The organism is Tsukamurella tyrosinosolvens (genome assembly GCF_900104775.1).
GTDB lineage: Bacteria > Actinomycetota > Actinomycetes > Mycobacteriales > Mycobacteriaceae > Tsukamurella > Tsukamurella tyrosinosolvens.
This window is the reverse complement of sequence record NZ_FNSA01000003.1, coordinates 2,141,370-2,163,964: the sequence shown is the minus strand read 5'-3', so window position 1 is coordinate 2,163,964 and position 22,595 is coordinate 2,141,370. Positions and strand designations below refer to the sequence as shown.

20 protein-coding genes are annotated in these 22,595 nt (G+C 72.2%); 4 read left to right on the top strand and 16 right to left on the bottom strand.

The window, feature by feature from the left end:
• Positions 1-8 precede the first annotated feature (8 nt).
• The 4 genes from BLW32_RS11885 to BLW32_RS11870 are packed head-to-tail and all read right to left on the bottom strand — an operon-like array spanning position 9 to position 4,002.
• Positions 9-1,361: an NtaA/DmoA family FMN-dependent monooxygenase gene (locus BLW32_RS11885; protein ID WP_068742051.1), complete on the bottom strand. Its 1,353-nt coding sequence runs from the start codon at positions 1,359-1,361 to the stop codon at positions 9-11.
• Positions 1,346-2,377 carry an MsnO8 family LLM class oxidoreductase gene (locus BLW32_RS11880; RefSeq protein ID WP_175546318.1) on the bottom strand — a complete coding sequence of 344 codons (1,032 nt, stop codon included), beginning with the start codon at positions 2,375-2,377 and terminating at the stop codon, positions 1,346-1,348. The genes BLW32_RS11885 and BLW32_RS11880 overlap by 16 nt, the downstream gene beginning before the upstream one ends.
• Positions 2,374-3,468, bottom strand: a complete 1,095-nt coding sequence (locus tag BLW32_RS11875; RefSeq protein ID WP_068742053.1) for an LLM class flavin-dependent oxidoreductase — start codon at positions 3,466-3,468, stop codon at positions 2,374-2,376. The genes BLW32_RS11880 and BLW32_RS11875 overlap by 4 nt, the downstream gene beginning before the upstream one ends.
• Positions 3,469-3,513: 45 nt before the next feature.
• A complete protein-coding gene (locus BLW32_RS11870; RefSeq protein WP_068742054.1) occupies positions 3,514-4,002 on the bottom strand; it encodes a cupin domain-containing protein in 489 nt (162 codons plus the stop codon).
• Between the two features lie 77 nt (positions 4,003-4,079).
• Between BLW32_RS11870 and BLW32_RS11865 the strand changes: the two genes are divergently transcribed.
• On the top strand, positions 4,080-4,556 hold the full coding sequence (locus BLW32_RS11865) for a MarR family winged helix-turn-helix transcriptional regulator (RefSeq protein WP_225535499.1): 477 nt from the start codon (positions 4,080-4,082) through the stop codon (positions 4,554-4,556).
• Here BLW32_RS11865 and BLW32_RS11860 read toward each other — a convergent pair whose 3' ends face one another.
• From BLW32_RS11860 to aspS, 12 genes are all read right to left on the bottom strand, one after another.
• Positions 4,557-4,976, bottom strand: coding sequence for a prepilin peptidase (locus BLW32_RS11860; RefSeq protein ID WP_068742055.1), 420 nt, complete (start codon positions 4,974-4,976; stop codon positions 4,557-4,559).
• Positions 4,977-4,988: 12 nt separating this feature from the next.
• A complete protein-coding gene (locus BLW32_RS11855) occupies positions 4,989-5,402 on the bottom strand; it encodes an acyl-CoA thioesterase (protein ID WP_068626778.1) in 414 nt (137 codons plus the stop codon).
• The gene (locus BLW32_RS11850) at positions 5,399-6,223 is read right to left on the bottom strand and encodes a shikimate dehydrogenase (protein WP_175546317.1); all 825 of its coding nucleotides are present in this window, start codon (positions 6,221-6,223) and stop codon (positions 5,399-5,401) included. Before BLW32_RS11850 ends, BLW32_RS11855 begins: the two co-directional genes overlap by 4 nt.
• Positions 6,211-7,467 carry an endolytic transglycosylase MltG gene (locus BLW32_RS11845; protein WP_068525277.1) on the bottom strand — a complete coding sequence of 419 codons (1,257 nt, stop codon included), beginning with the start codon at positions 7,465-7,467 and terminating at the stop codon, positions 6,211-6,213. Before BLW32_RS11845 ends, BLW32_RS11850 begins: the two co-directional genes overlap by 13 nt.
• Positions 7,464-7,952: a Holliday junction resolvase RuvX gene (gene ruvX / locus BLW32_RS11840; protein ID WP_225535501.1), complete on the bottom strand. Its 489-nt coding sequence runs from the start codon at positions 7,950-7,952 to the stop codon at positions 7,464-7,466. The genes BLW32_RS11845 and ruvX overlap by 4 nt, the downstream gene beginning before the upstream one ends.
• A 2-nt stretch (positions 7,953-7,954) precedes the next feature.
• On the bottom strand, positions 7,955-10,627 hold the full coding sequence (gene alaS / locus BLW32_RS11835; protein WP_068742056.1) for an alanine--tRNA ligase: 2,673 nt from the start codon (positions 10,625-10,627) through the stop codon (positions 7,955-7,957).
• A gap of 110 nt (positions 10,628-10,737) precedes the next feature.
• Positions 10,738-12,108: a replication-associated recombination protein A gene (locus BLW32_RS11830; protein ID WP_139286136.1), complete on the bottom strand. Its 1,371-nt coding sequence runs from the start codon at positions 12,106-12,108 to the stop codon at positions 10,738-10,740.
• Positions 12,109-12,133: 25 nt separating this feature from the next.
• Complete coding sequence (locus BLW32_RS11825; protein ID WP_068742057.1) at positions 12,134-13,240, bottom strand: hypothetical protein; 1,107 nt, start codon at positions 13,238-13,240, stop codon at positions 12,134-12,136.
• Between the two features lie 15 nt (positions 13,241-13,255).
• Complete coding sequence (locus BLW32_RS11820; protein ID WP_068742058.1) at positions 13,256-14,173, bottom strand: transglutaminase family protein; 918 nt, start codon at positions 14,171-14,173, stop codon at positions 13,256-13,258.
• The gene (locus tag BLW32_RS11815) at positions 14,164-16,638 is read right to left on the bottom strand and encodes a circularly permuted type 2 ATP-grasp protein (RefSeq protein ID WP_068742059.1); all 2,475 of its coding nucleotides are present in this window, start codon (positions 16,636-16,638) and stop codon (positions 14,164-14,166) included. The genes BLW32_RS11820 and BLW32_RS11815 overlap by 10 nt, the downstream gene beginning before the upstream one ends.
• Positions 16,635-17,567 carry a DUF389 domain-containing protein gene (locus BLW32_RS11810; protein ID WP_068525267.1) on the bottom strand — a complete coding sequence of 311 codons (933 nt, stop codon included), beginning with the start codon at positions 17,565-17,567 and terminating at the stop codon, positions 16,635-16,637. Before BLW32_RS11810 ends, BLW32_RS11815 begins: the two co-directional genes overlap by 4 nt.
• A 4-nt stretch (positions 17,568-17,571) precedes the next feature.
• On the bottom strand, positions 17,572-19,374 hold the full coding sequence (gene aspS, locus BLW32_RS11805) for an aspartate--tRNA ligase (RefSeq protein ID WP_068742060.1): 1,803 nt from the start codon (positions 19,372-19,374) through the stop codon (positions 17,572-17,574).
• A gap of 97 nt (positions 19,375-19,471) precedes the next feature.
• On the opposite strand from aspS, the gene ypfJ reads away from it, so the two are divergent.
• Genes ypfJ through BLW32_RS11790 form a run of 3 tightly spaced genes read left to right on the top strand, consistent with a single transcriptional unit; the run spans position 19,472 to position 22,510 of the window.
• The gene (gene ypfJ / locus BLW32_RS11800; protein WP_068525263.1) at positions 19,472-20,359 is read left to right on the top strand and encodes a KPN_02809 family neutral zinc metallopeptidase; all 888 of its coding nucleotides are present in this window, start codon (positions 19,472-19,474) and stop codon (positions 20,357-20,359) included.
• A gap of 4 nt (positions 20,360-20,363) precedes the next feature.
• Positions 20,364-20,840 (top strand): hypothetical protein, encoded by a 477-nt coding sequence (locus BLW32_RS11795; protein ID WP_068525261.1) that lies wholly within the window; start codon positions 20,364-20,366, stop codon positions 20,838-20,840.
• A gap of 20 nt (positions 20,841-20,860) precedes the next feature.
• On the top strand, positions 20,861-22,510 hold the full coding sequence (locus BLW32_RS11790) for a DUF885 domain-containing protein (protein WP_068742061.1): 1,650 nt from the start codon (positions 20,861-20,863) through the stop codon (positions 22,508-22,510).
• The last annotated feature ends 85 nt before the right edge of the window (positions 22,511-22,595 follow it).

The following is a 22,595-nucleotide window of genomic DNA, read 5'->3' as shown; positions in this document are numbered from 1 at the left end:
AAGATGCGCTAACCGGCGCGCTGCACTCCGCTCGCGGTCTCCGGGACGGGCAGGCCGAGGTGATCGCGGAGGGTGGTTCCCGCGTACTCGGTCCGGAACGCACCGCGCTCCTGCAGCAACGGCACGACGCCGTCGATGAACTCGTCGAGGCCCGTGGGCGTGAGGTGCGGCACCAGGATGAAGCCGTCCGCGGCGTCCGCCTGGATGTACGTGTCGATCTCGTCGGCCACCTGCTGGGCCGTGCCCACGAACTGGGGCCGGGTGTTGAGCTCGATCACGAGCTCGCGGATGGAGAGTCCGCCCGCCTCGGCGCGCTCGCGGTACGTCGCGACTATCTCGCGCGGATCCGCGTGCAGCACGCGGCCCTGCACCGCCGGTGCGTCGTACACGGGCTCGACGTCGGGCAGCGGACCGTCGGGATCGAAGGACTGCAGCTCCCTGCCCCACACCTGCTCGAGGAAGTTCAGCGCGGTCTGTGGGCTCACCTGCCGGCGTCGGATGTCGTGGGCCTTCTCCTGCGCCTCGGCGGTCGTGTCGCCGACGACGGCGGCGGCGCCGGGAAAGACCTTGAGGTGATCCGGGTTCCGGCCGCGGTCGGCGGCCCGGCGCTTGACGTCGGCGTAGAACGCACGGCCGCTCTCGAGCGAGCCGTGGCGGGTGAAGATCGCGTCCGCCTGCGCCGCGGCGAAGTCGCGCCCCTCGCCGGAGTCGCCCGCCTGCAGCAGGACCGGATGTCCCTGCGGCGACGGTGGCAACGGTGCCGCGCCCCGCACGTCGAACTGTGTGCCGTGGTGGACGACGTCGCCGCGATCCCAGCCGTCCCAGAACTTCCGCGCGACGGTGACGAATTCGTCGGCCCGGTGGTACCGGTCGGCGTGGGCGAGGTAGCCCCCGCGGCGGAAGTTCTCGCCGGTGAAGGCGTCGGAGCTGGTCACCATGTTCCACGCGGCGCGGCCGCCGCTGAGGTGGTCGAGGGTGGCGAACTGTCGTGCCACGTCGAAGGGCTCGTTGAAGGTCGTGTTGATGGTGCCTGCGAGGCCGATGCGGTCGGTGACGGCGGCGAGCGCGGTGAGCACAGTGAACGTATCGGGTCGGCCGACCACGTCGAGGTCGTGGATGCGCCCGAGGTGCTCCCGCAGCCGCAGCCCCTCGGCGAGGAAGAAGAAGTCGAACTTGGCGCGCTCGGCGGCCCGGGCGAGGTACACGAACGACTCGAACTCCACCTGGCTGCGCGCCGCGGGGTCCGACCACACGGTGTTGTGGTTGACGCCCGGGAAGTGCGCGGCCAGGTGGATCGGCTTGCGGTGCAAGCCCTCCCGGACGGGGACGTCGGTGCGGTCGATCGTCACAGGAGACCCCATTCCTTGGCGAGGAGTTCGTGGCTGCGCAGGCGCGCGGCGTGGTCGTGGGTGACCGAGGTGATCACGAGCTCGTCGGCGCTGGTCCGCTCGACGAGTGCGCGGAGACCGTCGGCGACGCGGCCCGGTTCGCCGACGAACTGCGTGTCGCTCCGGTCCGCGACGGCGGCGCGCTCCTCGTCCGTGAGCGCGGCGCTGTCGCGCGGGTAGGCGATCGCGCCGGTGCCGTACCGGATGGAGTGCACCCAGGCCGGGAAGCCCGCGGCGAGCTCCCGTGCCTGCACGTCGGTGTCGCCCACGACCACGTCGGCGCTCACCACAAGGTGCGGTGCGGCGAGGCGGTCGGAGGGCCGGAACGCGTCCCGGTAGGCCTGGGCCGCCTCGAGGGTGGTCGCGGGGCTCACGTGGTAGTTGGCGACGAAGGGCAGGCCGCGGGCGCCGGCGAGCTGCGCGCTCTCCCCCGCACTGCTGCCGAAGATCCACACGGGGGCATCCGCCGCCGCCTCGGCAACCGGGGAGCGCAAGGCGTGGCCGTCGGCGGTGAAGGTGCCGCCGACCAGATCCAGGACGTCCTCGACCTGCCGCGTGTAGCTCGGCGGCTCCGCCTTCGGGTGGTAGAGGTGCTCGTAACCGGCGACGATCGCGGGGTTCGGCGCGGGGGCACCGGGCGGGGGCGTCCGCAGGCGCTGCCCCGTCCGGCCGAGTCCGATGTCCACGCGCCCGGGGTGCAGCGCGGCCAGCACGCCGAAGGCGTCGGCGACGGCCGGGGCGGTGGTGAAGCCGATGAGCACGGCCGCCGACCCGACGCGGATCCGGTTGGTGCGGGCGAGGATCTCGCCGATGAGGACGGCGGGAGCCGCGCTCGCCACGTGCGCGAAGTGGTGCTCGGCGACCCAGTAGCGGCCGTACCCCCAGTCCTCGGCGCGGCGCGCCAAGTCCAGCGTGTTGCGCAGCGCGTCGGACGGGGTGCCGCCGTCCGGGATGGGCGCGAGGTCGAGAACGTTCAGCCCGGTCATCAGGCCCCCTTCACGGCGACGAAACGGTTGACCGCGGGTGCGAGGCCGAGGATCTCGCGGAGCGTTCCCGCCCGAGGCGCGCCGGGCAGCAGTGGCGCGAAGGCCGCGCGGAGCCTGGGCAGGTCGACGGCGTTGACGCCGGGACGGAGCCGCGCACCGTCGAAGCCGAGGGACTGCCACCCGGAGACGGTGCGCGCCAACGACTCCCCCGTCCCCGCGAAGACGAGCGTGTCGTCGTCCGCGGGCTCGCGGCGATCCAGCTTCTCGATACGGCGCTGCGCAGTCCGCTCGGAGTCGGCGAGGTGGACGGTGACATCGACGAGGAGCAGCGGGACGCCGGCGGCACGGAGCCGTCGCGCAGTGTCGGCGAGGTCCTCGTCGGCCGCGGCCGGAACGATCGCGACGTCCGCATCGGCGGCGACGGCCTCCGCGGCGGCGTCCGTGACGCGGACGATCACCGGCGGCCGACCCTGCGGCGGGCGCGGCGTGATCGACGGCCCCTTGACGGAGAAGTTCTCGCCCTGGAAGTCGATGTAGTGCAGGCGGTCCCGATCGACGAACCGGCCGGTGGCGACGTCCTTGACGATCGCGTCGTCCTCCCAGCTGTCCCAGAGGTCGCGCAGCACTTCGACGTACTCACGGGCCTCTGCGGCGCGAGAAACCGGGTCCTGCGGCTGCTTACGGCCGAACAGGGCCGCATCCGCGGCGGCGCCCGTCGTCGCGGGAAGCACCCCGGCGCGGCCGCCACTGACGTAGTCCAGCGTCGCGATGGCCTTCGAGGCGTGGAAGGGCTCGGTGTGCGTGGCGGTCACGGTGGGGACCAGGCCGATCCGCGGGACCGCGGGCGCGACGCGCGCGGCGAGGAGCGTGGCGTCGAACCGGCCGGTGAGGCGGTCGCGGGCGGTCAGCGAGAATGAGTCCTCGAAGGTCACGAGGTCGGCGGCAGCCGCCTCCGCGGAGCGGGCCAGCCCAACCCAGTGCTCCGCGGAGGTGGCCTCCAGTGGATCCGCGCCGACCTCCGCGAACGCTGCGGGATGCCAGCCGAACGGCTCCAGGGCGATCCCGAGGACAGGGCGTGAGGTCGATTCGGTCACGGATTCGACGGTAGGCGGCGCGGATTCGTCTGTGACCCCTTGCGCTCACCGTGGATCCAAGGGAATCGTCCGTCCGCCGCGGGGACGCTCACGCCAGAGCGGGCTGTCGACGAAGTGGTTGTCGTACTGATCCTGGGCCGCGACCAGGTCCGACGGTGCCGCCGCCCCGGTCGCGACGTCGCGCAGCAGCCGGAAGTAGCCGAAGCGCTCGACGCCGGGCGTCAGGACGATGAGCGCGGTCGCCGGAACCGCGGGTCCGGCGGCGAAGGCGTGCACCGTGTTCGGTGGGATCACCGCGAGGCCACCCGCCTCGACGGCGACGAGCTCCTCGCCGACCAGCATGTCGAGGGCGCCGTCGAGGACGTAGAAGAGCTCGGTGGACCGGGTGTGGAAATGGGGTGAGGCGCCGTCGGCGCCCGCTGGAAGGTGCACGCGTTGCACGCTCGCCGTCTCCCCTGTGGCCGACGCGTCCGCGAACAACGCGACCTGCGGCCCCGACGCCTCGCCGACGAGTTCCGGATTCCGAACGATCATGACGCCTCCAATGTAGTTCGACTTCTAACTATATAGTTCACCCTCGAACTACTGGCGTCAAGGCGTACTCTCGGCCCGTGCATGACGTCGACGCCGCCATGGCCCAGTGGCGCACCGAGTACCCCGACCTCGACACGTTGCCGATGAGCATCGTCGGCCGCCTCGCGCACCTCGAGGCGGCCGGCCGCGCCGCGATCGAAGGACCGCTGGAGGACGAAGGACTCCGTCGCGGTGAGTTCGACGTGCTCGCGACCCTCCGCCGCTCCGGCCCGCCCTATGCCCTCGCCCCTGCGGCCCTCGCCGACCAGCTGCTCATCACCCGCGCCGGCCTCACCTCGCGTCTCGATCGGCTTGAGAGCGCCGGTCTCGTCGCACGGACCCCGAGCCCGACCGACGGCCGAGGGAAGACGGTGACGCTCACCGAAGCGGGCCGAGGGCTCATCGAACGACTCCTCCCCGGGCACATTCGCCGCGAGCGCGATCTGCTCTCCGCGTTGACCGACGCCGAACTCCACACCCTCGACGGCCTTCTGCGCAGGCTCACCACGCCCTGATCACGCGGTCGACGCCGCCACAGCGAGAGTCGCGGCGATCATCGCGGGGCCGTGCGGCACCGTGCGGTCGCGGGCGACGAGCGCCCACGCCAGCGTGAGGAACTGGGCCCCGAGGACGGCGAGGAGCGCCGCCGGCACCCCACCCGCCCCGGCCGCCACGGCGCCGAGCGTCGGCGCCAGCTTCACATCGCCGGCACCCATTCCGCGGGCGAGGAAGGCCGTGCCGTTCACCGCCGTCCAGAGCGTCAACCCGACCAACGGGGCGGGCGCACCGTCGAACACCGCCCAGAGCGAGACGCCGAGGGCGACGCACACCGCGGGCAGGGTCAGGACGTTCGGGAGCCGCCGCTCACGCACGTCGAACCAGCACAGCGCGGCGCACCACGCCAAGAACGCACCCCCGAAGAGCCCCCACTCCACGGGGTCAGTGTGTCAGGCCTGCAGGGCCTCGCGCAGCGCATCGGGGATCGGGATGGCGCCCGAGCCGTCGGCGGCGATCACGGCGTACACGATCCGGCCGGCGACGGCCTCGGTCGGCTCGTCGGCGTCGAGGTCGGTGACGAAGACGAACTCGATCGTGAAGCTCTTCGTGCCGATCCGGCCGGTCCGCATGACCAGCTCGGTGTCGCCCTCGTCGGTCAGGCCCGCCGCGTAGTCGAGCTCGACGTGCACCACCTGCGAGTCGTAGCCGGCCGCGAGCATCGCCTCGTAGGGCGTGCCGCGGTCGGCGTAGAACTCGCCGATCGCCGTGTCGACGTAGCCGAGGTACCACATGTTGAACATGACGCCCTGGCGGTCGATCTCGTAGTACCGCGGCCGGAACCGGTAGCGGAAGTCGGTACTCATCGTGCCTCCCTCGCGGCGGCGAGCGCCGCCGCCATCGCCGCGCGCGGCGCGGGCTCGCCGGTGAACCACTCCGCTTGCCGGAACGCCTGGTGCAGCAGCATCGTCAGGCCGCCCGCGGTGCGAGCGCCCTTCGCCTCCGCGGCCGCCACGAGCAGGGTGGGCCACGGATCGTAGGCCACGTCGGCGACGGCCGGGGCCGCCGAGGACAGCGCGTCCATCAACGGGAAGTCATCCGGCTGGGCGGAACCGGGGAGCGTGGAGACCACCACGTCGGCGTGCGGTACCGCGGCAGCGGCGAGCGGCGCCCAGGCCGCGGCGAGACCGAACGCCTCGGCGCAGGCCAGCGCGCCCTGTGCCCGCTCCTCCGAGCGGGCGAGGACCGTCGTGCGGGTGAAGCCCCGGTCGGCGAGCGCGGCGAACACCGGGCGGGCCGTGCCGCCCGCGCCGACGACGACCGCGGACTCCCCCGTCGCGCCGCACTCGGCCAGGAGGCCGTCGGCACCGTCGACGTCGGTGCAGTCGGCGAGCCAGCCCGATTCCGTGCGGACCAGGGTGTTGGCGGAACCGACGGTGACGGCGCGCTCGGTGCGCTCCTCCGCGAACTCCAGCGCCGCGAACTTCCCGGGCATCGTGACCGAGACGCCGACCCACTCGGGGCCGAAGCCGCCGACGAGGCCGGGCAGCGCCTCCGCGTCGCACTCGATCCGCTCGTAGGTCCAGTCGAGGCCGAGCGCGGCGAACGCCGCACCGTGCAGGACCGGCGAGAGCGAGTGCGCGATCGGCTTTCCGAGGACCGCGGCGCGCCGGATCACGGCCCGCAGCCCACCGTCAGGAACTTGGTGTCGCACGCCTTCTGCCGGTTGCGCTCGTGCTGCGCGAAGTCGTCGGTGAACAGCGTGGTGCCCTTGTTGTCGACGGTGACGAAGTACAGCCACGGACCGGGGGCCGGGTTCTCGGTGGCGACCAACGCATCCGTGCCGACGGCGCCGATGGGCGTCGCGGGCAGGCCCGTCTTGGCGTAGGTGTTCCACTCGGTCTTCTTGAGCAGCTTCTCGCCGGCGACGTCGATGCCGGTGACGGCCTCGCCGTAGTTGACCGTCGAGTCCATCTCCAGCTTCTGGTCCTTGGCGAGCCGGTTGAGGATCACGCGGGCGACCTTCGGGTAGTCGTCGGCCTGGTTGACCTCGCGCTCCACGATCGACGCCGACACCAGCACCTGATACGGCGCGAGCTTCGCCGGCGACGTGCGGCTCGCGGTCAGCAGGCCCTGCGCCTCGTACTGCTTCGCCGACGCCGTGATGAGCTGCTTGAGGATGCCGATGGGCGTGCCCGACGGGTCGATCTGGTCCCAGATGCCCGGCGCGATGAGCCCCTCGATGCGGCGGTGGTCGCCCTTGAGCCGGGTGACGGTGGCGGCGGCCCACTCGGGGATGCCCAGGTCGGCGACGCTCGCGCTGGAGGCGACCCGGACGAAGTCGGCCTTCGGGGTCTGCTTCTTCACACCGTCGACGGTGTGCGCGGTCGCGGCGGAGAGCTGGCTGAAGATGCCCTGGGCGACCTTGTTGTCCTTGCTGCGCTTGTCGTCGAGGACCGCGCCGGCCGAGACGTTGAGCATGCCCACGCGGTGCGAGCGCGCCGGGTCCACCAGCATGGTGACGACCTCCGACGCGGGCAGCGACTTGCGCAGCTCGTAGTAGCCCGCGGAGATCGGCTTGTCACCCGCGGCCTGATTGAACGCGCCCACGGACTTCACCACGCCCGCATCCACGAGGTTCTGCGCGAAGTCGGAATTGTTCTGGCCGACGATGTGGACCACGACCTCGGGGCCCGCCTGGCCGGAGGCGTAGTCCTCGGGCGCGGAGCCGCCGCCGAACAGGGAGCCGCGCACCGTCCACAGCACGCCGCCGATGACGACCAGGAAGACCACGATCAGCGACAGCAGAGCCACCCGGCGCCGGCGCTTGATCCGCTCCCGCTGCGCGGCGCGTCGCCGCTCCGCGCGGGTGGTGCGCTGCCCGCCGATCGCCACCGGATCGGCGCGCTCGTTGTTCCACCCGTCGCTCACTCGTCGACCTCCTCGGGACCGGACACCGGCCTCCGCTCGTCGAGCCATCCCTGCAGGATGGCCACCGCGGCGGCCTGATCGATCACCGCTCGCTGCTCCTTCGCCCGCACCCCGTTCTCGCGCAGCGCCCGCTGCGCCGTGACGGTGGTGAAGCGCTCATCGAAAAAACATACCCGCGGCGGCGTTGCGTTCGCGGCACCGAGAACCTCGGCGAGCCGCCGTGCGAACACCTCCGCCATCTTCGCCGAGGAACCGCGCTCCCCGCGGAGGGTGCGCGGCATCCCGATCACGATCTCCACCGGCTCGTAGTCGGTCACGAGCTGCGCGATCCGGCGCAGGTCCGATCCGTCCTTGGCCGCGCGGACCGTCTCCACCGGCGTCGCGAGGATCCCGTCGGGATCGCAGACGGCCACCCCGATGCGGGCCTTGCCCACATCGAGGGCCAGCCGCCGGCCCCGCTCCCAGGCGGGTTCCGCGGCGCTCACCGTCAGGCGCCCACCGTCCGCGCGACCTCGGCCCGGACCGCGGAGAGCGCACCGTCGACCCCGGAGGCGTCCGATCCGGCGCCCTGCGCCATGTCGGCCTTGCCGCCGCCGCGGCCGCCCACCGAGGGGGCCGCGGCCTTGACCACGTCGCCCGCCTTGACACCCAGGTCCTGCGCTGCGTCGTTGGCGGCCACCACGAACGGCACCTTGTCGCCGTCGACCGCGAACAGGGCGATGACGGCGGGCTCGGCGCCGAGGCGGCCCTTGAGCTGGGTGACCAGGCCGCGGAGCTCGCCCGCGGTGACGCCCTGGGGCGCCTTCGCGGCCACGAGCCGGACGGCGCCGACGCGCTCGGGCGACGAGGCGAGCTCGGCCAGCGCCGACAACGCGGCCTGCGCGCGCAGCTTCTCGAGCTCCTTCTCGGCGTCCTTGAGGCGGCTGACCAGCGACTCGACGCGGGCCGGTACCTCATCGGAGGGCACCTTGAGCGAACTCGACAGCGCGGAGACGAGCGCGTGCTCCTTGGCGAGGTACTTCTGCGAGTCGAGGCCCACGTAGGCCTCGACGCGGCGCACGCCCGAGCCGACGGAGCTCTCGCCGAGCACGGTGACGGGGCCGACGAGGCCCGAGCTGGCGACGTGCGTGCCGCCGCACAGCTCCATCGAGAACGGACCGCCGATCTCGACGACGCGGACCCGGTCGCCGTAGTTCTCGCCGAACAGCGCCATCGCGCCGCGCTGCTTGGCGGTCTCCAGGTCGGTGACCTCCGTGTTCACGGCGTAGTCGGCCTGCACGGCCTCGTTGGTGACGCGCTCGATGTCGGTGCGCTGGTCGTCGGTGAGGCCGCCGGACCAGCGGAAGTCGAAGCGCAGGTAGCCGGGCTTGTTGAGCGAGCCGGCCTGCACGGCGTTGGGGCCGAGGACCTGGCGCAGCGCGGCGTGCACGAGGTGGGTGCCGGAGTGGCCCTGGGTGCTGCCGTGGCGGTGGCCGCCGTCGACCGCGACGGTGACGGTGTCGCCCTCGGAGACCTCGCCGGAGGCGACGGTGCCCTGGTGACGCCACAGGGTCTTGGCGACGCGCTGCACGTCGGTCACGACGATCTGTGCGCCGGCGGCGGTGGTGATGGTGCCGATGTCGGCGAGCTGGCCGCCGGCCTCGGCGTAGAGGGGGCTGCGGTCGAGGACGATCTCGACGTCGTCGCCCTGGTGCGCGACGGGAACCCGGACGCCGTCCTTGACGAGGCCGAGGACCTGGGCGTCGGAGACCAGCTCGTCGAAGCCGGTGAACTCGGTGGGACCGCGGTCGAGGAACTCACGGAAGACCGAGAGGTCGGCGAGCGCCGACTTGCGGGAGTTCGCATCGTCCTTGGCCCGCTGGCGCTGCTCGGCCATGAGGGCGCGGAAGCCGTCCTCGTCGACCTGCAGGCCGGCCTCCGAGGCCATCTCCAGCGTGAGGTCGATCGGGAAGCCGTAGGTGTCGTGCAGCGTGAAGGCGTCGTCGCCCGAGAGCACCGTCTTGCCGGACGACTTGGTGGAGTCGACGGCGTTGCCGAACAGCGTGGTGCCCTGCTCGAGGGTCTTGAGGAAGGCCTGCTCCTCGCCGGTGGCGACGGTGCGGATGCGCTGCGCGTCGTCGGCGAGCTCGGGGTACGACGGCGACATCGTCGACAGGACGGTGTCGACGAAGTCGCCCATGGTCTCGCCCGTGGCGCCGAGGAGGCGGGCCGAGCGGACGACGCGGCGCAGCAGGCGGCGCAGCACGTAGCCGCGGCCGTCGTTGCCGGGGTTCACGCCGTCCTGGATGAGCATGACGGCGGTACGGGTGTGGTCGGCGATCACGCGGAAGAGCCGGTCGTGCTCGGCGTCGCCGGCGTTGTACCGCTGGCCGGTGAGCGCCTGCGCGCGGTCGATGACGGGGCGCAACAGGTCCGTGTCGTAGACGTTGTCGACGCCCTGCAGGAGGAAGGCGACGCGCTCGACGCCCATGCCGGTGTCGATGTTCTTCTTCGGCAGCTCGCCGAGGATCTCGAAGTTCTCCTTGCCGCCGCCCTGGCCGCGCTCGTTCTGCATGAAGACGAGGTTCCAGATCTCGATGTAGCGGTCCTCGTCGGCCTCGGGGCCGCCCTCGACCCCGTACTCGGGGCCGCGGTCGTAGAAGATCTCCGAGCACGGGCCGGCGGGGCCGGGGATGCCCATCGACCAGTAGTTGTCCTTCATGCCGCGGCGCTGGATGCGCTCGGGCACCTGGCCCACCTCGAGCCACAGGTCGCGGGCCTCGTCGTCGTCGAGGTAGACCGTCGACCACAGGCGCTCGGGATCCATCCCGAAGCCGCCCTCATCGACCGGGTTGGTCAGCAGCGACCAGGCGAACCGGATCGCCTCGCGCTTGAAGTAGTCGCCGAAGCTGAAGTTGCCGGCCATCTGGAAGAAGGTGTTGTGCCGGGTGGTGATGCCGACCTCTTCGATGTCCAGGGTGCGGACGCACTTCTGGATCGACGTGGCGCGGTCGTACGGCGGGGTCTGCTGGCCCAGGAAGAACGGCACGAAGGGCACCATGCCCGCGATGACGAACAGCTGATTCGGATCGTTCAGGACCAGCGACGCACTCGGCACCTGGGTGTGTCCGGCCTTGACGAAGTGGTCCGTGAACCGCTTCCGAATCTCATGGGTCTGCACAACGATCCTTCGTGTTCTTGTGTCATCGAGCGTTACAGCGACCCGACCACCTTACCGACGCGCCGCGTGCCCCCGCATCTAGCTTCCTCGCCACCGTCACGCGGTGCCCTCTACCTCCGCCTGAGTATCCCGCGCAGCCGCGTCACCCGCGGGCCGATCTCGCGTTCGAAGCCGTGGTCGGTGGGGGTGTAGTAGTCGACGCCCACCAGGTCGTCGGGCGGGTACTGCTGCGCGGCGACGCCGCCGGGGACGTGGTGCGGGTACACGTAGCCCTGGGCGTTGCCGAGCTTCTCCGCGCCGGCGTAGTGACCGTCGCGCAGGTGCGGCGGCACGGCGCCGGCCTTGCCCGCGGCCACGTCGCCCATGGCGGCGCCGATCGCGGCGACGACCCCGTCGGACTTGGGTGCCGAGGCGAGGTGGATCGTCGCCTGTGCCAGCGCGAGTCTCGCCTCGGGCATGCCGATGAGTTGCACGGCCTGCGCGGCAGCGGTGGCGACGAGCAGCGCCTGCGGGTCGGCCATGCCGATGTCCTCCGAGGCGTGCACCACGAGCCGGCGGGCGATGAACCGCGGGTCCTCGCCCGCCGAGATCATGCGGGCCAGGTAGTGCAGCGCCGCGTCGACGTCGGAGCCGCGGATCGACTTGATGAAGGCACTGATGACGTCGTAGTGCTGGTCACCCGCGCGGTCGTAGCGGACGGCGGCGGTGTCGATGCTGGACTCGACGGCCTCGAGGGTGATCTCGTTGCCGCCCTCCCCCAGGGTGACGTCGGCGGCGGCCTCCAGGGCGGTGAGCGAGCGCCGGGCGTCGCCGCCGGCGAGGCGCACGAGGTGCTCGCGGGCCTCGTCGGCGATGGTCAGCGCACCGTCGTAGCCCCGCGGGTCCGACAAGGCGCGGTCGATGAGCTCCGAGATGTGCGACGGCTCCAGGGGCCGTAGCTGGAGGATGAGCGAGCGCGAGAGCAGCGGCGAGACCACGGAGAAGCTGGGATTCTCGGTGGTGGCCGCGACGAGCAGCACGACCCGGTTCTCGACCGCGGCGAGCAGCGCGTCCTGCTGCGCCTTGGAGAACCGGTGCACCTCGTCGATGAACAGCACCGTCTGCTCGTCGACGAGGAGGCGGCGGCGCGCCAGTTCGATGACGGCGCGCACGTCCTTGACGCCCGCCGAGAGCGCGGAGAGCGCCTCGAACCGGCGCCCCGTCGCGCCCGAGATCAGCGAGGCGATGGTCGTCTTCCCGGTGCCGGGCGGGCCGTAGAGGATCACGCTGGCCGCGCCGGCACCGTCGATGAGGCGGCGCAGCGGCGTCCCGGGGCCGAGCAGGTGCTCCTGACCGAGCACCTCGTCGAGGTCGCGGGGCCGCATGCGGACCGCGAGCGGGGTGCCCGCGTGGGTGGGGACGAACTCGACCGGTCCCCGGGACGGGGGTGCTTCGGGTGGCGCTCCGAGGTCCCCGTCGTCGCCGAACAGGGAACCGGTCACCGGGCGCGGACCTCCGCGGGGCGGGTCATAGCGTGCGGACCTTCGCGGCGGCGGCGACGGCGAAGTCGCGCACGCGCGGGTCGGCGGCGGCCAGCCGGTCCCAGCGGGCGGCGAGGTCGTCGTAGGACCAGGCCGGGAGGCTGTCGAGGTGGCCGGCGTCGATGCGGCTCGCGGAGTCGAGTCCGAGCGCCCAGTAGGTGGCGAGCGTGAGCCACGCCAGCTTCGCGGTGGTCACGTGGCGACGGAGCGCCACGTCGTCGGCCAGCCGGGGCCACAACCGCACGACCTCGGAACGCCATGCCTCCACGATCGCGACGTCCAGGTCGGGATCGTGGCCGTCCTCGGTGCAGTCCGGGTACGTCAGCAGCACGTAGGCGACGTCCAGCGCGCCGTCGCGGAATCCCGCCCACTCGTAATCGAGGAATCGGACGGCGCCGCCCACGACGTGCGTGTTGTCGGGGCCCACGTCGGACGGGCTGAAGGCGCGGAACGGCCCCTCGGTGAACAGGGCCACGGCGGCGTCGAGCACGGCGCGGGCGGTCTCGTCGACCCCGCCCACGGCCGCCGGCACGGCGTCGGCGGCACGAGCGGCCTCGCCGGCGACGGGATCGTTGCGGGAGTCGGTGTGCTCGCGCCGGGCGAGCACGGACAGGTCGCGCTCGCGGCCGTAGGTGCCGGCGTGCATGCGACCGAGGGCCTGGGCCCAGGCGGAGAGCACGGTGGCCGCACCCGACGACGGCGTCCGCCGCAGCAGGTCGCCCATCGTCTCGCCCTCGCCCAAGTCCTGCAGGACGAGGATGCGCTCCTCGGCGTCGGAGGCGAGGAGCTGCGGGCCCGGCCGGGCGTCGACGGGGAGCGCCGTCGCGAACTTGTACGCGGCGCCCTCACGGGCGAAGGCCTCGGAGTAGTCCTTGTCGGTGTGATCGGCGGCGCGCAGCTGCTTGATCACGACGGAACGGGGCAACAGCGGATTGTTGTGCAGCACCCGCACGCGCATCACCAGCGTGCGGCCGGAACCGCCCAGATCCTCGGGTTCGCCCAGGTCGACGGAGGCGCCGACCCGGCGACCCAGCAGGCCCTCCACCGCAGTGAGAGCCGCCCTCGTCGTCTCGTACCCCAGCGCGGTGACCATCAGTTCCAACCTACCTCAGTCGGGCAGGGGCGCGACGTCCACGGAGACATGGATCTTCGATCCCTTCGATTCGGTGTAGATGACGCCGCGCAGGGGTGGAACGTCCTCGTAATCGCGCCCCCAGGCGACGGTCACGTGCCGCTCGTCGACGAACTTGTTGTTGGTGGGGTCGAAGGGCAGCCACGCGTCGCCGGGCAGCCACACGGCCGCCCAGGCGTGGGTGGCACCGGCGCCGACGACCCGGTCCTGACCGGGCGGCGGCTCGGTGGCGAGGTAGCCGGAGACGTACCGCGCGGCCAGGCCCTTGGACCGCAGGCAGGCGATCGCGACGCGCGCGAAGTCCTGGCACACGCCCTCGCGCCGCTCCATGACGGTGCCGACGCGGGTCGAGACGTTCGTCGCCCCCGACTTGTAGGCGAAATCTGTGTAGATCCGCGTGGTCAGCTCCTCGACGGCCTCCACCAGCGGCTTCCCCGGCGTGAAGATCGCGTCGGCGTAGGCGCGCACGGCGTCGTCGATCTCGGCCGGCCGCTGGTCGAGGCGGTACTGCGCGGCGAGCGCCCCCGCCTCGCCGACGGGCCGGGCGAGCTCCCACGGCGCGAGGGCCGGTCCCTCGTCGGTGATCGCGCGGTCCAGCGGGTCGACCTCGACGACGGACTCGCCGCGCACCAGCAGCCGGGTGTGCGGCGTGGTCACGTGGAAGTAGGTGTCGGTGTTGCCGTACGCGTCGACGCCCTCGGAGCGGTCCGACGGTTCGGGACCGACGGTGATGGCGTGCTCGTCGACCCGCTGATCGGACAGCTCCCGCGGTGAGAGGTAGCAGCGGCCGAAGCTGGAGGTGACCTCCGCGTCGTAGCTGTAGGTGGTCTCGTGCACCACGCGGTACCGGCGCGTCCGGGAGTCCTCGGTGCGCCGGGAGAAACTCAGCCCCACGACTGCACCCCCACCCAGATCGGACGGGCCGCCGCGGGCGGCGCGAAGCGGGTCCGCTCCAGCACGTCCGACACGTCTCGCACGCCCTCGTCGACGGCGTCCAGCAGCACCTCGATCTCCGAACGGCGCCCGTCGACGATCGTCTCCGCGTCGTCGAGGTCGAACCGTCCCAGCTGCGCGAGGACCTCACCGACGGTGCGCTCGCAGGTCGCGCTGCGCAGTTCGTCGGGCAGCTGCGCCAGGTCGGCGGAGAGTGCCGTGAGCGCGGAGACGAGCGAGCGCGGATTCGTCGCGTCGAGGAACATCAGGTCGACGGCGGCGCCCGCGCGAAGCACGGCACGGTGCCGACGCCGGTAGGTGACGGCGGACTCGCAGGTCACGAGGTACGCGTCGAGGAGGCCCGCCTCGATCTCGGCGGGATTCTCGGGAACCACCATCGCGCGGGTCACCGCGGTGAGCTGCAGCGCGCGCTCGATCCTGCGGCCGGCGTCCATCATGAGCCACGCCGGGTCCTGCACCAGCGACTCCCGGCCGAGGCCGGCGAACGCCAGCAGCGAGACCAGGACCTCCCCGAGGGTCTGGTCGAGCTGCTCCCCCGCGTCGTCGCGGTCGGCGGCGAGCCGCCCGAGCGAGCGTTCGGCGCCGCTGAGCACCAGCCAGGTATCGGTGGACATCTGGTCGCGGACGGCCCGCAGGCACGCCCGCAGGCGCACGCCGGAGTGCGCGACGCTGCCCGGCACGTCCACATCGAGGGTGAGGCGGCGCAACCGCGCGAGCACGTCGGTCTGCTCGGTGCCCTCCACGACGATCGGCCCCAGCTCCTCGGTCACGGTGGCCGCGACCACCGCGTCGAGCAGCGGCTGCAGCACGTCGGCCCCCGCCTGCCACGGGCGGTGCCGGAACTCGCGGCTCCGGTCGTGCGCCATCGACAGCATCCGCACGGTCGCCTCGGCGCGCTCCGCGTACCGGCCGATCCAGAACTGGTCCGAGAGCACGCGGGGCGTCGCCACGGGGCCGCTGGCGGAGGCGCCGATCCGGCCCGACCGGGGCGCGGTCGCCACCCGGGCGGGGGCGCGCAGGTCCTCCGACGAGGGCACCCACACGTCGCGAGCGGCCGACGAGTGCAGCAGCGCGGCGTCCGCACCGTCGACGAGCACCTGGCCGAGCCCGCCCGGCAGGACCGTGTACCCGGACTCCTGCGCGAGCGCGAAGGCGCGCAGGGCGAAGCCCCGTTCCGTCACGGTGCCGCGCTCGACGGCGGGCCGGCCGGTGAACGGCACGAGCGTCTTGATGCACCAGACCGTCGGGTCGGCGGCGATCCGCTGCCGCAGGTCGTCGGCCCGGTCGGCGGTGAGCGCCCCGCCGGCGAAGCGCTCCCCCGTGGCGAAGTTGAGGACGAGCCGGTCGTCGAGCGGGCCGTCGACGGCGGCGCGTCCGGCCGGGGTCGCGGCGTGCAGGGTCGGCGTGGACGGCAGCAGCAGGTCCTCGTCGAGCAGGTCGCGGCACAGCTGCGGCAGGTAGGCGTGCAGGGCCGGGTTCTCGAGGACGCCCGAGCCGAGCGTGTTGACGACGGTGACGGCCCCGCGGGTCATCATCTCCACCAGGCCGACGACGCCGAGCTGCGAGTCGGTGCGCAGGTCCAGCGGGTCGGAGAACTCGGAGTCGACGCGGCGCAGGATCACGTGGACGCGCTTCATCCGGCCGAGCGAACGCATGAACACGCCTCCGTCGCGCACCGTCAGGTCGGACGCCTCGACGAGCGGGAAGCCGAGGACCGAGGCCAGGTAGGCCTGGTCGAAGGCGGTCTCGGAGAACGAGCCCGGGCTGAGGACGACGACGGTCGGATCGTCCACGCCGGGCGGGGCGGCCTCGACCAGCTGGACGCGCAGCGCCGCCGCGAACGAGGCGACGGGCCGCGGGGTCTCGGACCGGAGCTCGCGCGGCAGAGCGCGGGAGGTCACCCGGCGGTCGGCGAGTGCGTAGCCGACGCCCGAGGGGGCCTGGGTGCGGTCGGCGACCGCGACGTACCCGCTCACCTCGTCGCCGGCGGCCTCGCCGAGGTCGACGCCGTGCAGGAACAGCGAACGCGGCCCGGGCGACGGGACGCCGACGGCCCGCCGGATGAAGCCGGGATGCGCGAACAGCAGCTCGGGCGGGACGGTGCCGGTGCGGAGGGTGCGTTGTTCGCCGTAGAAGTCCTTGAGCACCGCGTCGAGCAGCAGGGAGCGCTGCGCGACGCCGCGCGCGAGGGCGTCCCACTCCTCCGCACCGAGGAGGACGGGCAACGGGTCGAGGCGCCACGGCCCCGGCTCGGTCGCGGCGCCGGGAATCGCCGGATCGTGGACGCCGGGCAGCGCGTCGAGGGCGTTGTAGGTGATGCCCTCGTCGTCGATGAGGCCGCGGACCCGCGCCGACAGCCGGCGCAGGCCGGCCGCGTCGAGGTCGCGGAGCGCGTCGATGCTCACAGGCCCACCTGCTCCCGCATGTCGCGCCACGCCGCGGGCCGCAGCACCAGCACCAGGACCCCCGCGACGACGATGCCGACGAGGTTGATCGCGAGCTGCCCCGTCGATTCGAGCGCGCGCTGCCACTCCCCGACCGTCGCGGCCACGACGGCGTATCCCGCCGCGGGCACCGTCGTGACCGAGATGAAGACGCCCACCAGGGCGGCCGACTTCGCGGTCACCATCGAGATCATGCCCGCGGCGCCCGCGAGGAGCGCGACGATGAGCGAGAACGGCCCGACGCGGTAGATGAAGTCGACCTGGCCCGCGGAGTCGAGGACGTCGACGGTGAACAGGTCGGCGGCGAGCGCCGCCTCGGCGCCCAGCCAGGTGCACAACATCGCCACGGGGAAGCCGACGGACAGCGCGATCACCGGGCGCACCGCGAAGTGCAGACGACGGGTGGCGAGCGCCACCGCGATCGCTGCGAGCGGCCCGAACTCGGGCCCCACGACCATCGCGCCGACCACCGTGACCGGCGAGTTCGTCACCACGCCGACCGCGGCCAGCAGCACCGCCAGCACCAGGAAGGCGAGGAAGGTCGAGTTGAGCGTCGACTCCTCGCGGGTCCGGGCGGTCAGTTCCTCCCAGACCACGGCGTCCGACGGGTCGCCGGGCACGGCCTTCTCCGCCGCATCCGCGGCATCGGAGAGGACCGTGTCCAACGTCGAGACGGTGACGGCGCCGTCGGCGGGGATGCCGAGCTCCTCGAGGCCCTGCAGCACGCGGTGCGCGGCCTCCCGGGTGACCTCCGCGCTGAGCACGTCGCCCGCGGGGACGAGCGACGCACCGAGCGCCAACGTGATGTGGGTGACCCCCGGCCGCGACCGCAGCAGCGCGAGCACCGCGTCGGTGCGGTCCGGCGGGCTGATCACCCGGATGTGGCGCACGCGGCTACTTCTGCTCGGCGCCCTGGTCCGCGGCGGCCTGCTCGGGCTTCTTGGGCTTCGCGTCCATGCCCGACTCGCGGCGCTGCTGCACCGTGATGGCCGCGGGCGCGTCGGTCAGCGGGTCGACGCCGCCGCCCGACTTCGGGAAAGCGATGACCTCGCGGATCGACGGCGCGCCGGCCAGCAGCGAGACCACGCGGTCCCAGCCGAACGCGATGCCGCCGTGCGGCGGGGCGCCGTAGGAGAAGGCGTCGAGGAGGAAGCCGAACTTCTCGCGGGCCTGCTCCTCGTCGATGCCCATGATCGCGAACACGCGCTCCTGAACGTCCTTGCGGTGGATACGGATCGAGCCGCCGCCGATCTCGTTGCCGTTGCAGACGATGTCGTAGGCGTAGGCCAGCGCGCTGCCCGGATCGGTGTCGAAGGTGTCGATCGACTCCGGCTTGGGGCTCGTGAAGGCGTGGTGCACGGCCGTCCAGGCGCCGTCGCCGACGGCCACGTCGCCCGAGGCGGTCGCGTCGTCCGCGGGCTCGAACAGCGGGGCGTCGACGACCCAGGTGAAGGCCCAGTCGCCGTCCTTGATCAGGGCCAGCTTGTCGGCGATCTCGCCGCGGGCCGCGCCGAGCAGGGCGCGCATCGTCTTGGTGGGGCCGGCGGCGAAGAAGACACAGTCGCCCGGCTGGGCACCCACGTGGGCCGCGAGGCCTGCGCGCTCGTCGTCCGAGAGGTTCTTGGCGACGGGGCCGGTGAGCTCGCCGTCCTCGCCGATCAGCACGTACGCGAGGCCGCGGGCGCCGCGCTGCTTGGCCCACTCCTGCCAGGCGTCGAGCTGGCGACGGGGCTGGCTCGCGCCGCCCGGCATGACGACCGCACCGACGTACGGCGCCTGGAAGACGCGGAACGGGGTGTCCTTGAAGTACTCGGTGCACTCGACCAGTTCGAGCCCGAAGCGCAGGTCCGGCTTGTCCGAGCCGAAGCGGCGCATCGCCTCGGCGTAGGTCAGGCGCGGGATCGGGGTGGGGATCTCGTGACCGATGAGCGACCAGAGGGCCTTGACGATCTGCTCGCCGAGGGCGATCACGTCCTCCTGGTCCACGAAGCTCATCTCGATGTCGAGCTGGGTGAACTCGGGCTGGCGGTCGGCGCGGAAGTCCTCGTCGCGGTAGCAGCGCGCGATCTGGTAGTACCGCTCCATGCCCGCGACCATGAGCAGCTGCTTGAACAGCTGCGGGCTCTGCGGCAGCGCGTAGAAGGTGCCGGGACGCAGGCGCGCGGGCACCAGGAAGTCACGGGCGCCCTCCGGGGTGGACCGGGTCAGCGTCGGCGTCTCGATCTCCGTGAAGTCGTTGAGCGCCAGGATGTTGCGCGCCACGGCGTTCGCCTGGCTGCGCAGCTTGATCGCGGCGGCGGGGGCCTCGCGGCGCAGGTCCAGGTAGCGGTACTTCAGGCGCGCCTCCTCGCCCGGCTCCTCGTCGAGCTGGAAGGGCAGCGGCGCCGACTCGTTGAGCACCGTCAGCTCGGTCACGTTGACCTCGATGGCGCCCGACGGCAGGTTCGGGTTCTCGCTGCCTTCGGGCCGCTTCTCGACGGTGCCGGTCACCAGCACGCAGTACTCGGACCGCAGCCGGTGCGCCTGCTCGGCGACGTCCGACTCGCGGAAGACGACCTGCGCGACGCCGGAGCTGTCGCGCAGGTCGATGAAGATCACTCCGCCGTGGTCACGCCGACGCGCCACCCAGCCCGCGAGGGTGACGACGGTGCCGGCATCCTCCGCACGCAACGATCCGGCCAGGTGAGTGCGCAGCACTTTCGGGGTGTCCTTTCGACAGGGAATCTTTCAGCGCCTGTCATGCTACGGGGCGAACCGGTTCACGATCTCACCCCTGTCATGGAATGCTGTGCGCATGACCTTTCAGGGCAACGGGCCGCTCGAGGGCGGCAACGTCAGCGCAGGCGGCGGTGGCGGCATGGGCCGCGGCATGGTGATCGGCGGCGGCAGCATCGGCACAGTCGTGATCGGCCTGCTCATCTATTTCCTCACCGGCAGCACCGGAGGGATGACACAGGCGCCGCAGCAAGCGGGGCCCGGTCTCTCCCAGGCGGAGCAGCAGCTCGACGAGAAGCTCAAGAACTGCACCAAGGAGCAGGCGAACAGCGACACGGCCTGCCGCATCAAGGCCACCACGATCTCCCTGGACAAGGTGTGGCCGACGGTCCTGCGCGGCTACCAGCCCCCGCGCGGCGGGACGAAGATCATGCCGGTGGGCGCGCAGTCCATCAACACCGCGTGCGGCGTCGCGGGCGCCGATACCGGCCCCTTCTACTGCCCGAGCGATCAGGTCGCCGTGTTCCAGCTCGACTTCATGGATCGCGTGATCAAGAAGATGGGCGGCACGAACGCGCCGTTCTCGCAGGAGTACATCGTCGCCCACGAGTTCGGCCACCACGTCCAGACCCTGCTCGGCGACATCAACAAGTCGCAGCAGGGACGCGGCGCTCAGGGCGGCTCGGTCCGTGTCGAGCTGCAGGCCGACTGCTACGCGGGGGTCTGGGCGGCGCACGCCGACAAGGGACCCGACGCCATGCTCAAGCCGCTGACGCAGGAGGAGATCTCGGACGCGATCACCACCGCGCAGGCCATCGGCGACGACACGATCCAGCGCAACGCGGGACGCAACGTCAACCCCGAGTCCTTCTCGCACGGCACGTCGGAGCAGCGCGTGCGGTGGTTCTCGCAGGGCTACCGGACCGGCGCTCCCGCGCAGTGCGACACCTTCAGCGGCACCATCTGATCCGGTGCTCGAAACGCTGATCCGCTGGGCCGCGTACCTGGGCGGATGGCTGCTCGTCGCGGGGCCGATGATCCAAGCGCGACTGGAGCTGGAGGCGGAGGCGACCGAACTGAGCGGCATCGGCGAGGTCGTCCGCAGTACCGCGCCGCCCTCGCATCTGTCGCGCTGGTGGTGGCTCGTGCCGCCGGTCGCGATGTTCCTCACCCGGCGACGCCAGTCCGCGTTCCTGAACACGCTCGGCGAGCGCCTCGACACCGCGCAGTTGGCGAAGCTCGCGCGGTTCTTCGCCGTCGCCCGGGCGTGGATGATCGTGGCCTGCGGCGCGGCGCTCATCGCGATCAAGGAGACCTACGAGCTCGCCCATCACCACCACTGGGGCGCGACCGGATTCTGGCTCCTCGTCCTAATCGCCGCGGTCGGCGTGGCCGCGACCAACGCGGCCACCTGGAAGAAGCCGGGCCGGGCCGCGCGCGGTCTGTAGGCCCGGCATAACCTGGTCGCATGTCGGACGCTGCAGCTGCGAACACGCCCATCGACCAGCTCGCCAACCTGCTCGCCCTGCGGGTCGCGGCCACGGACCCGATCCTGGCGACACACGCGGGCATCACCGAGCTCAACGACAAACTCACCGACTTCTCCCCCGCCGGGCTGGACGCGAAGGCCGCCGTCGGGCGGGAGACGCTGGCGCAGCTCGACGGGCTGACCGAGGAGAACGACGCCGACCGGGTCACCGCGGCCACGCTCCGCGAGCGGCTCGGCGTACACGGCGCGATCCACGACGCGGGCCGCACCGTCGGCGAGCTGAACGTCATCGCCTCGCCGATGCAGGACATCCGCGATGTCTTCGACCTGACCCCGTCGGGCACGCCGGACGAGATCGCCACGCTGACCGCGCGGCTGGAGGCGGTGCCGTCCGCCGTCGACTCCGCCGTGGAGGGCCTGCGGGTCCGCCTCGCCGACGGTGCCTGGCCCTTCGCAGAGCTGCAGGTGCGGGAGGTGCTGGAGCAGGCCCGCAAGGCCGGCGACCAGGTCGCGGCGAACGTCGACCGGCTGGGCGAGCAGGCACCGTCGGACCTGAAGGACCGGGTGCGGGCCGCGTTCGCCGGGTACGCGGACGTCCTCGAGACCGAAGTCCTGCCCGCCGCGAAGGCGCTCGACGAGCCCGGCGGGCTCGGCGTGGGCCGCGACGTCTATCCGCTGTACTCGCGGCTGTACCTGGGCGCGGACGTCGATCTCGAGGAGACCTACGCCTGGGGGCAGGAGCTGCTCGCCGGCATCGTCGCCGAGCAGCAGCAGGTCGCACACCGCCTCTACCCCGGCGCGACGGTGTCCGAGGCCCTCGCACGGCTCGATACCGAGCCGCGGTACACGATCCACGGCACCGCCGCGCTGCAGGAGTGGATGCAGCGGACCTCCGACGAGGCCGTCGCCGCCCTCGCCGGGACCCACTTCGACATCCCCGCCGAGCTGCACCGGCTCGACTGCAAGATCGCGCCGAGCAATTCGGGCGGGATCTACTACACCGGCCCGTCCGCCGATCTGTCGCGCGCGGGCGCCATGTGGTGGTCGGTACCGGACGGCGTGACCGAGTTCCACACCTGGCAGGAGAAGACCACCGTCTACCACGAGGGCGTCCCCGGGCATCACCTGCAGATCGGGCAGTCGGTGATCGCGCCGCTCAACGTCTTCCGCAAGCTCGCGTCGTTCGTCTCGGGGCACGGCGAGGGGTGGGCCCTGTACGCGGAGCGGCTCATGCGCGACCTGGGTTTCCTCGACGACGACGGCGACCTCATGGGCATGCTCGACTCGCAGCGGCTCCGCGCCTCGCGGGTGGTGCTCGACATCGGCGTGCACTGCGGCTTCGAGGCGCCCGCGGAGGTCGGCGGCGGGGCCTGGACGTACGAGAAGGGCTGGCGGTTCCTGCGCTCGCACGTCGCGATGTCCGACGAGCAGTTGCGCTTCGAGTACCACCGCTACCTCGGCTGGCCGGGGCAGGCGCCGTCGTACTCGGTGGGCCAGCGGGTGTGGGAGCAGACGCGCGACGCCTACCTCGCCGCCCACCCCGGATCCACGCTCAAGGACTTCCACCGCGACGCGTTGGCGCTCGGCGGCATGGGCCTGGACACCCTCCGAGCCGCGATCGTTGAGTAGGTCCTTCGGCTATCGGTCCGAACCACCGGAAGTCAAGCCCAAGATCATGGTCGGCCCAACCCTGAGGTTTGCGGTCAACATTACT

Excerpts from the sequence above, each read along its gene's own strand:
- ypfJ (WP_068525263.1), top strand. The coding sequence starts at position 19,472 with ATGACCTTTCAGGGCAACGGGCCGCTCGAGGGCGGCAACGTCAGCGCA.
- BLW32_RS11790 (WP_068742061.1), top strand. The coding sequence starts at position 20,861 with ATGTCGGACGCTGCAGCTGCGAACACGCCCATCGACCAGCTCGCCAAC.
- BLW32_RS11825 (WP_068742057.1), bottom strand. The coding sequence starts at position 13,240 with ATGGTCACCGCGCTGGGGTACGAGACGACGAGGGCGGCTCTCACTGCG.
- BLW32_RS11855 (WP_068626778.1), bottom strand. The coding sequence starts at position 5,402 with ATGAGTACCGACTTCCGCTACCGGTTCCGGCCGCGGTACTACGAGATC.
- BLW32_RS11870 (WP_068742054.1), bottom strand. The coding sequence starts at position 4,002 with ATGATCGTTCGGAATCCGGAACTCGTCGGCGAGGCGTCGGGGCCGCAG.
- BLW32_RS11885 (WP_068742051.1), bottom strand. The coding sequence starts at position 1,361 with ATGGGGTCTCCTGTGACGATCGACCGCACCGACGTCCCCGTCCGGGAG.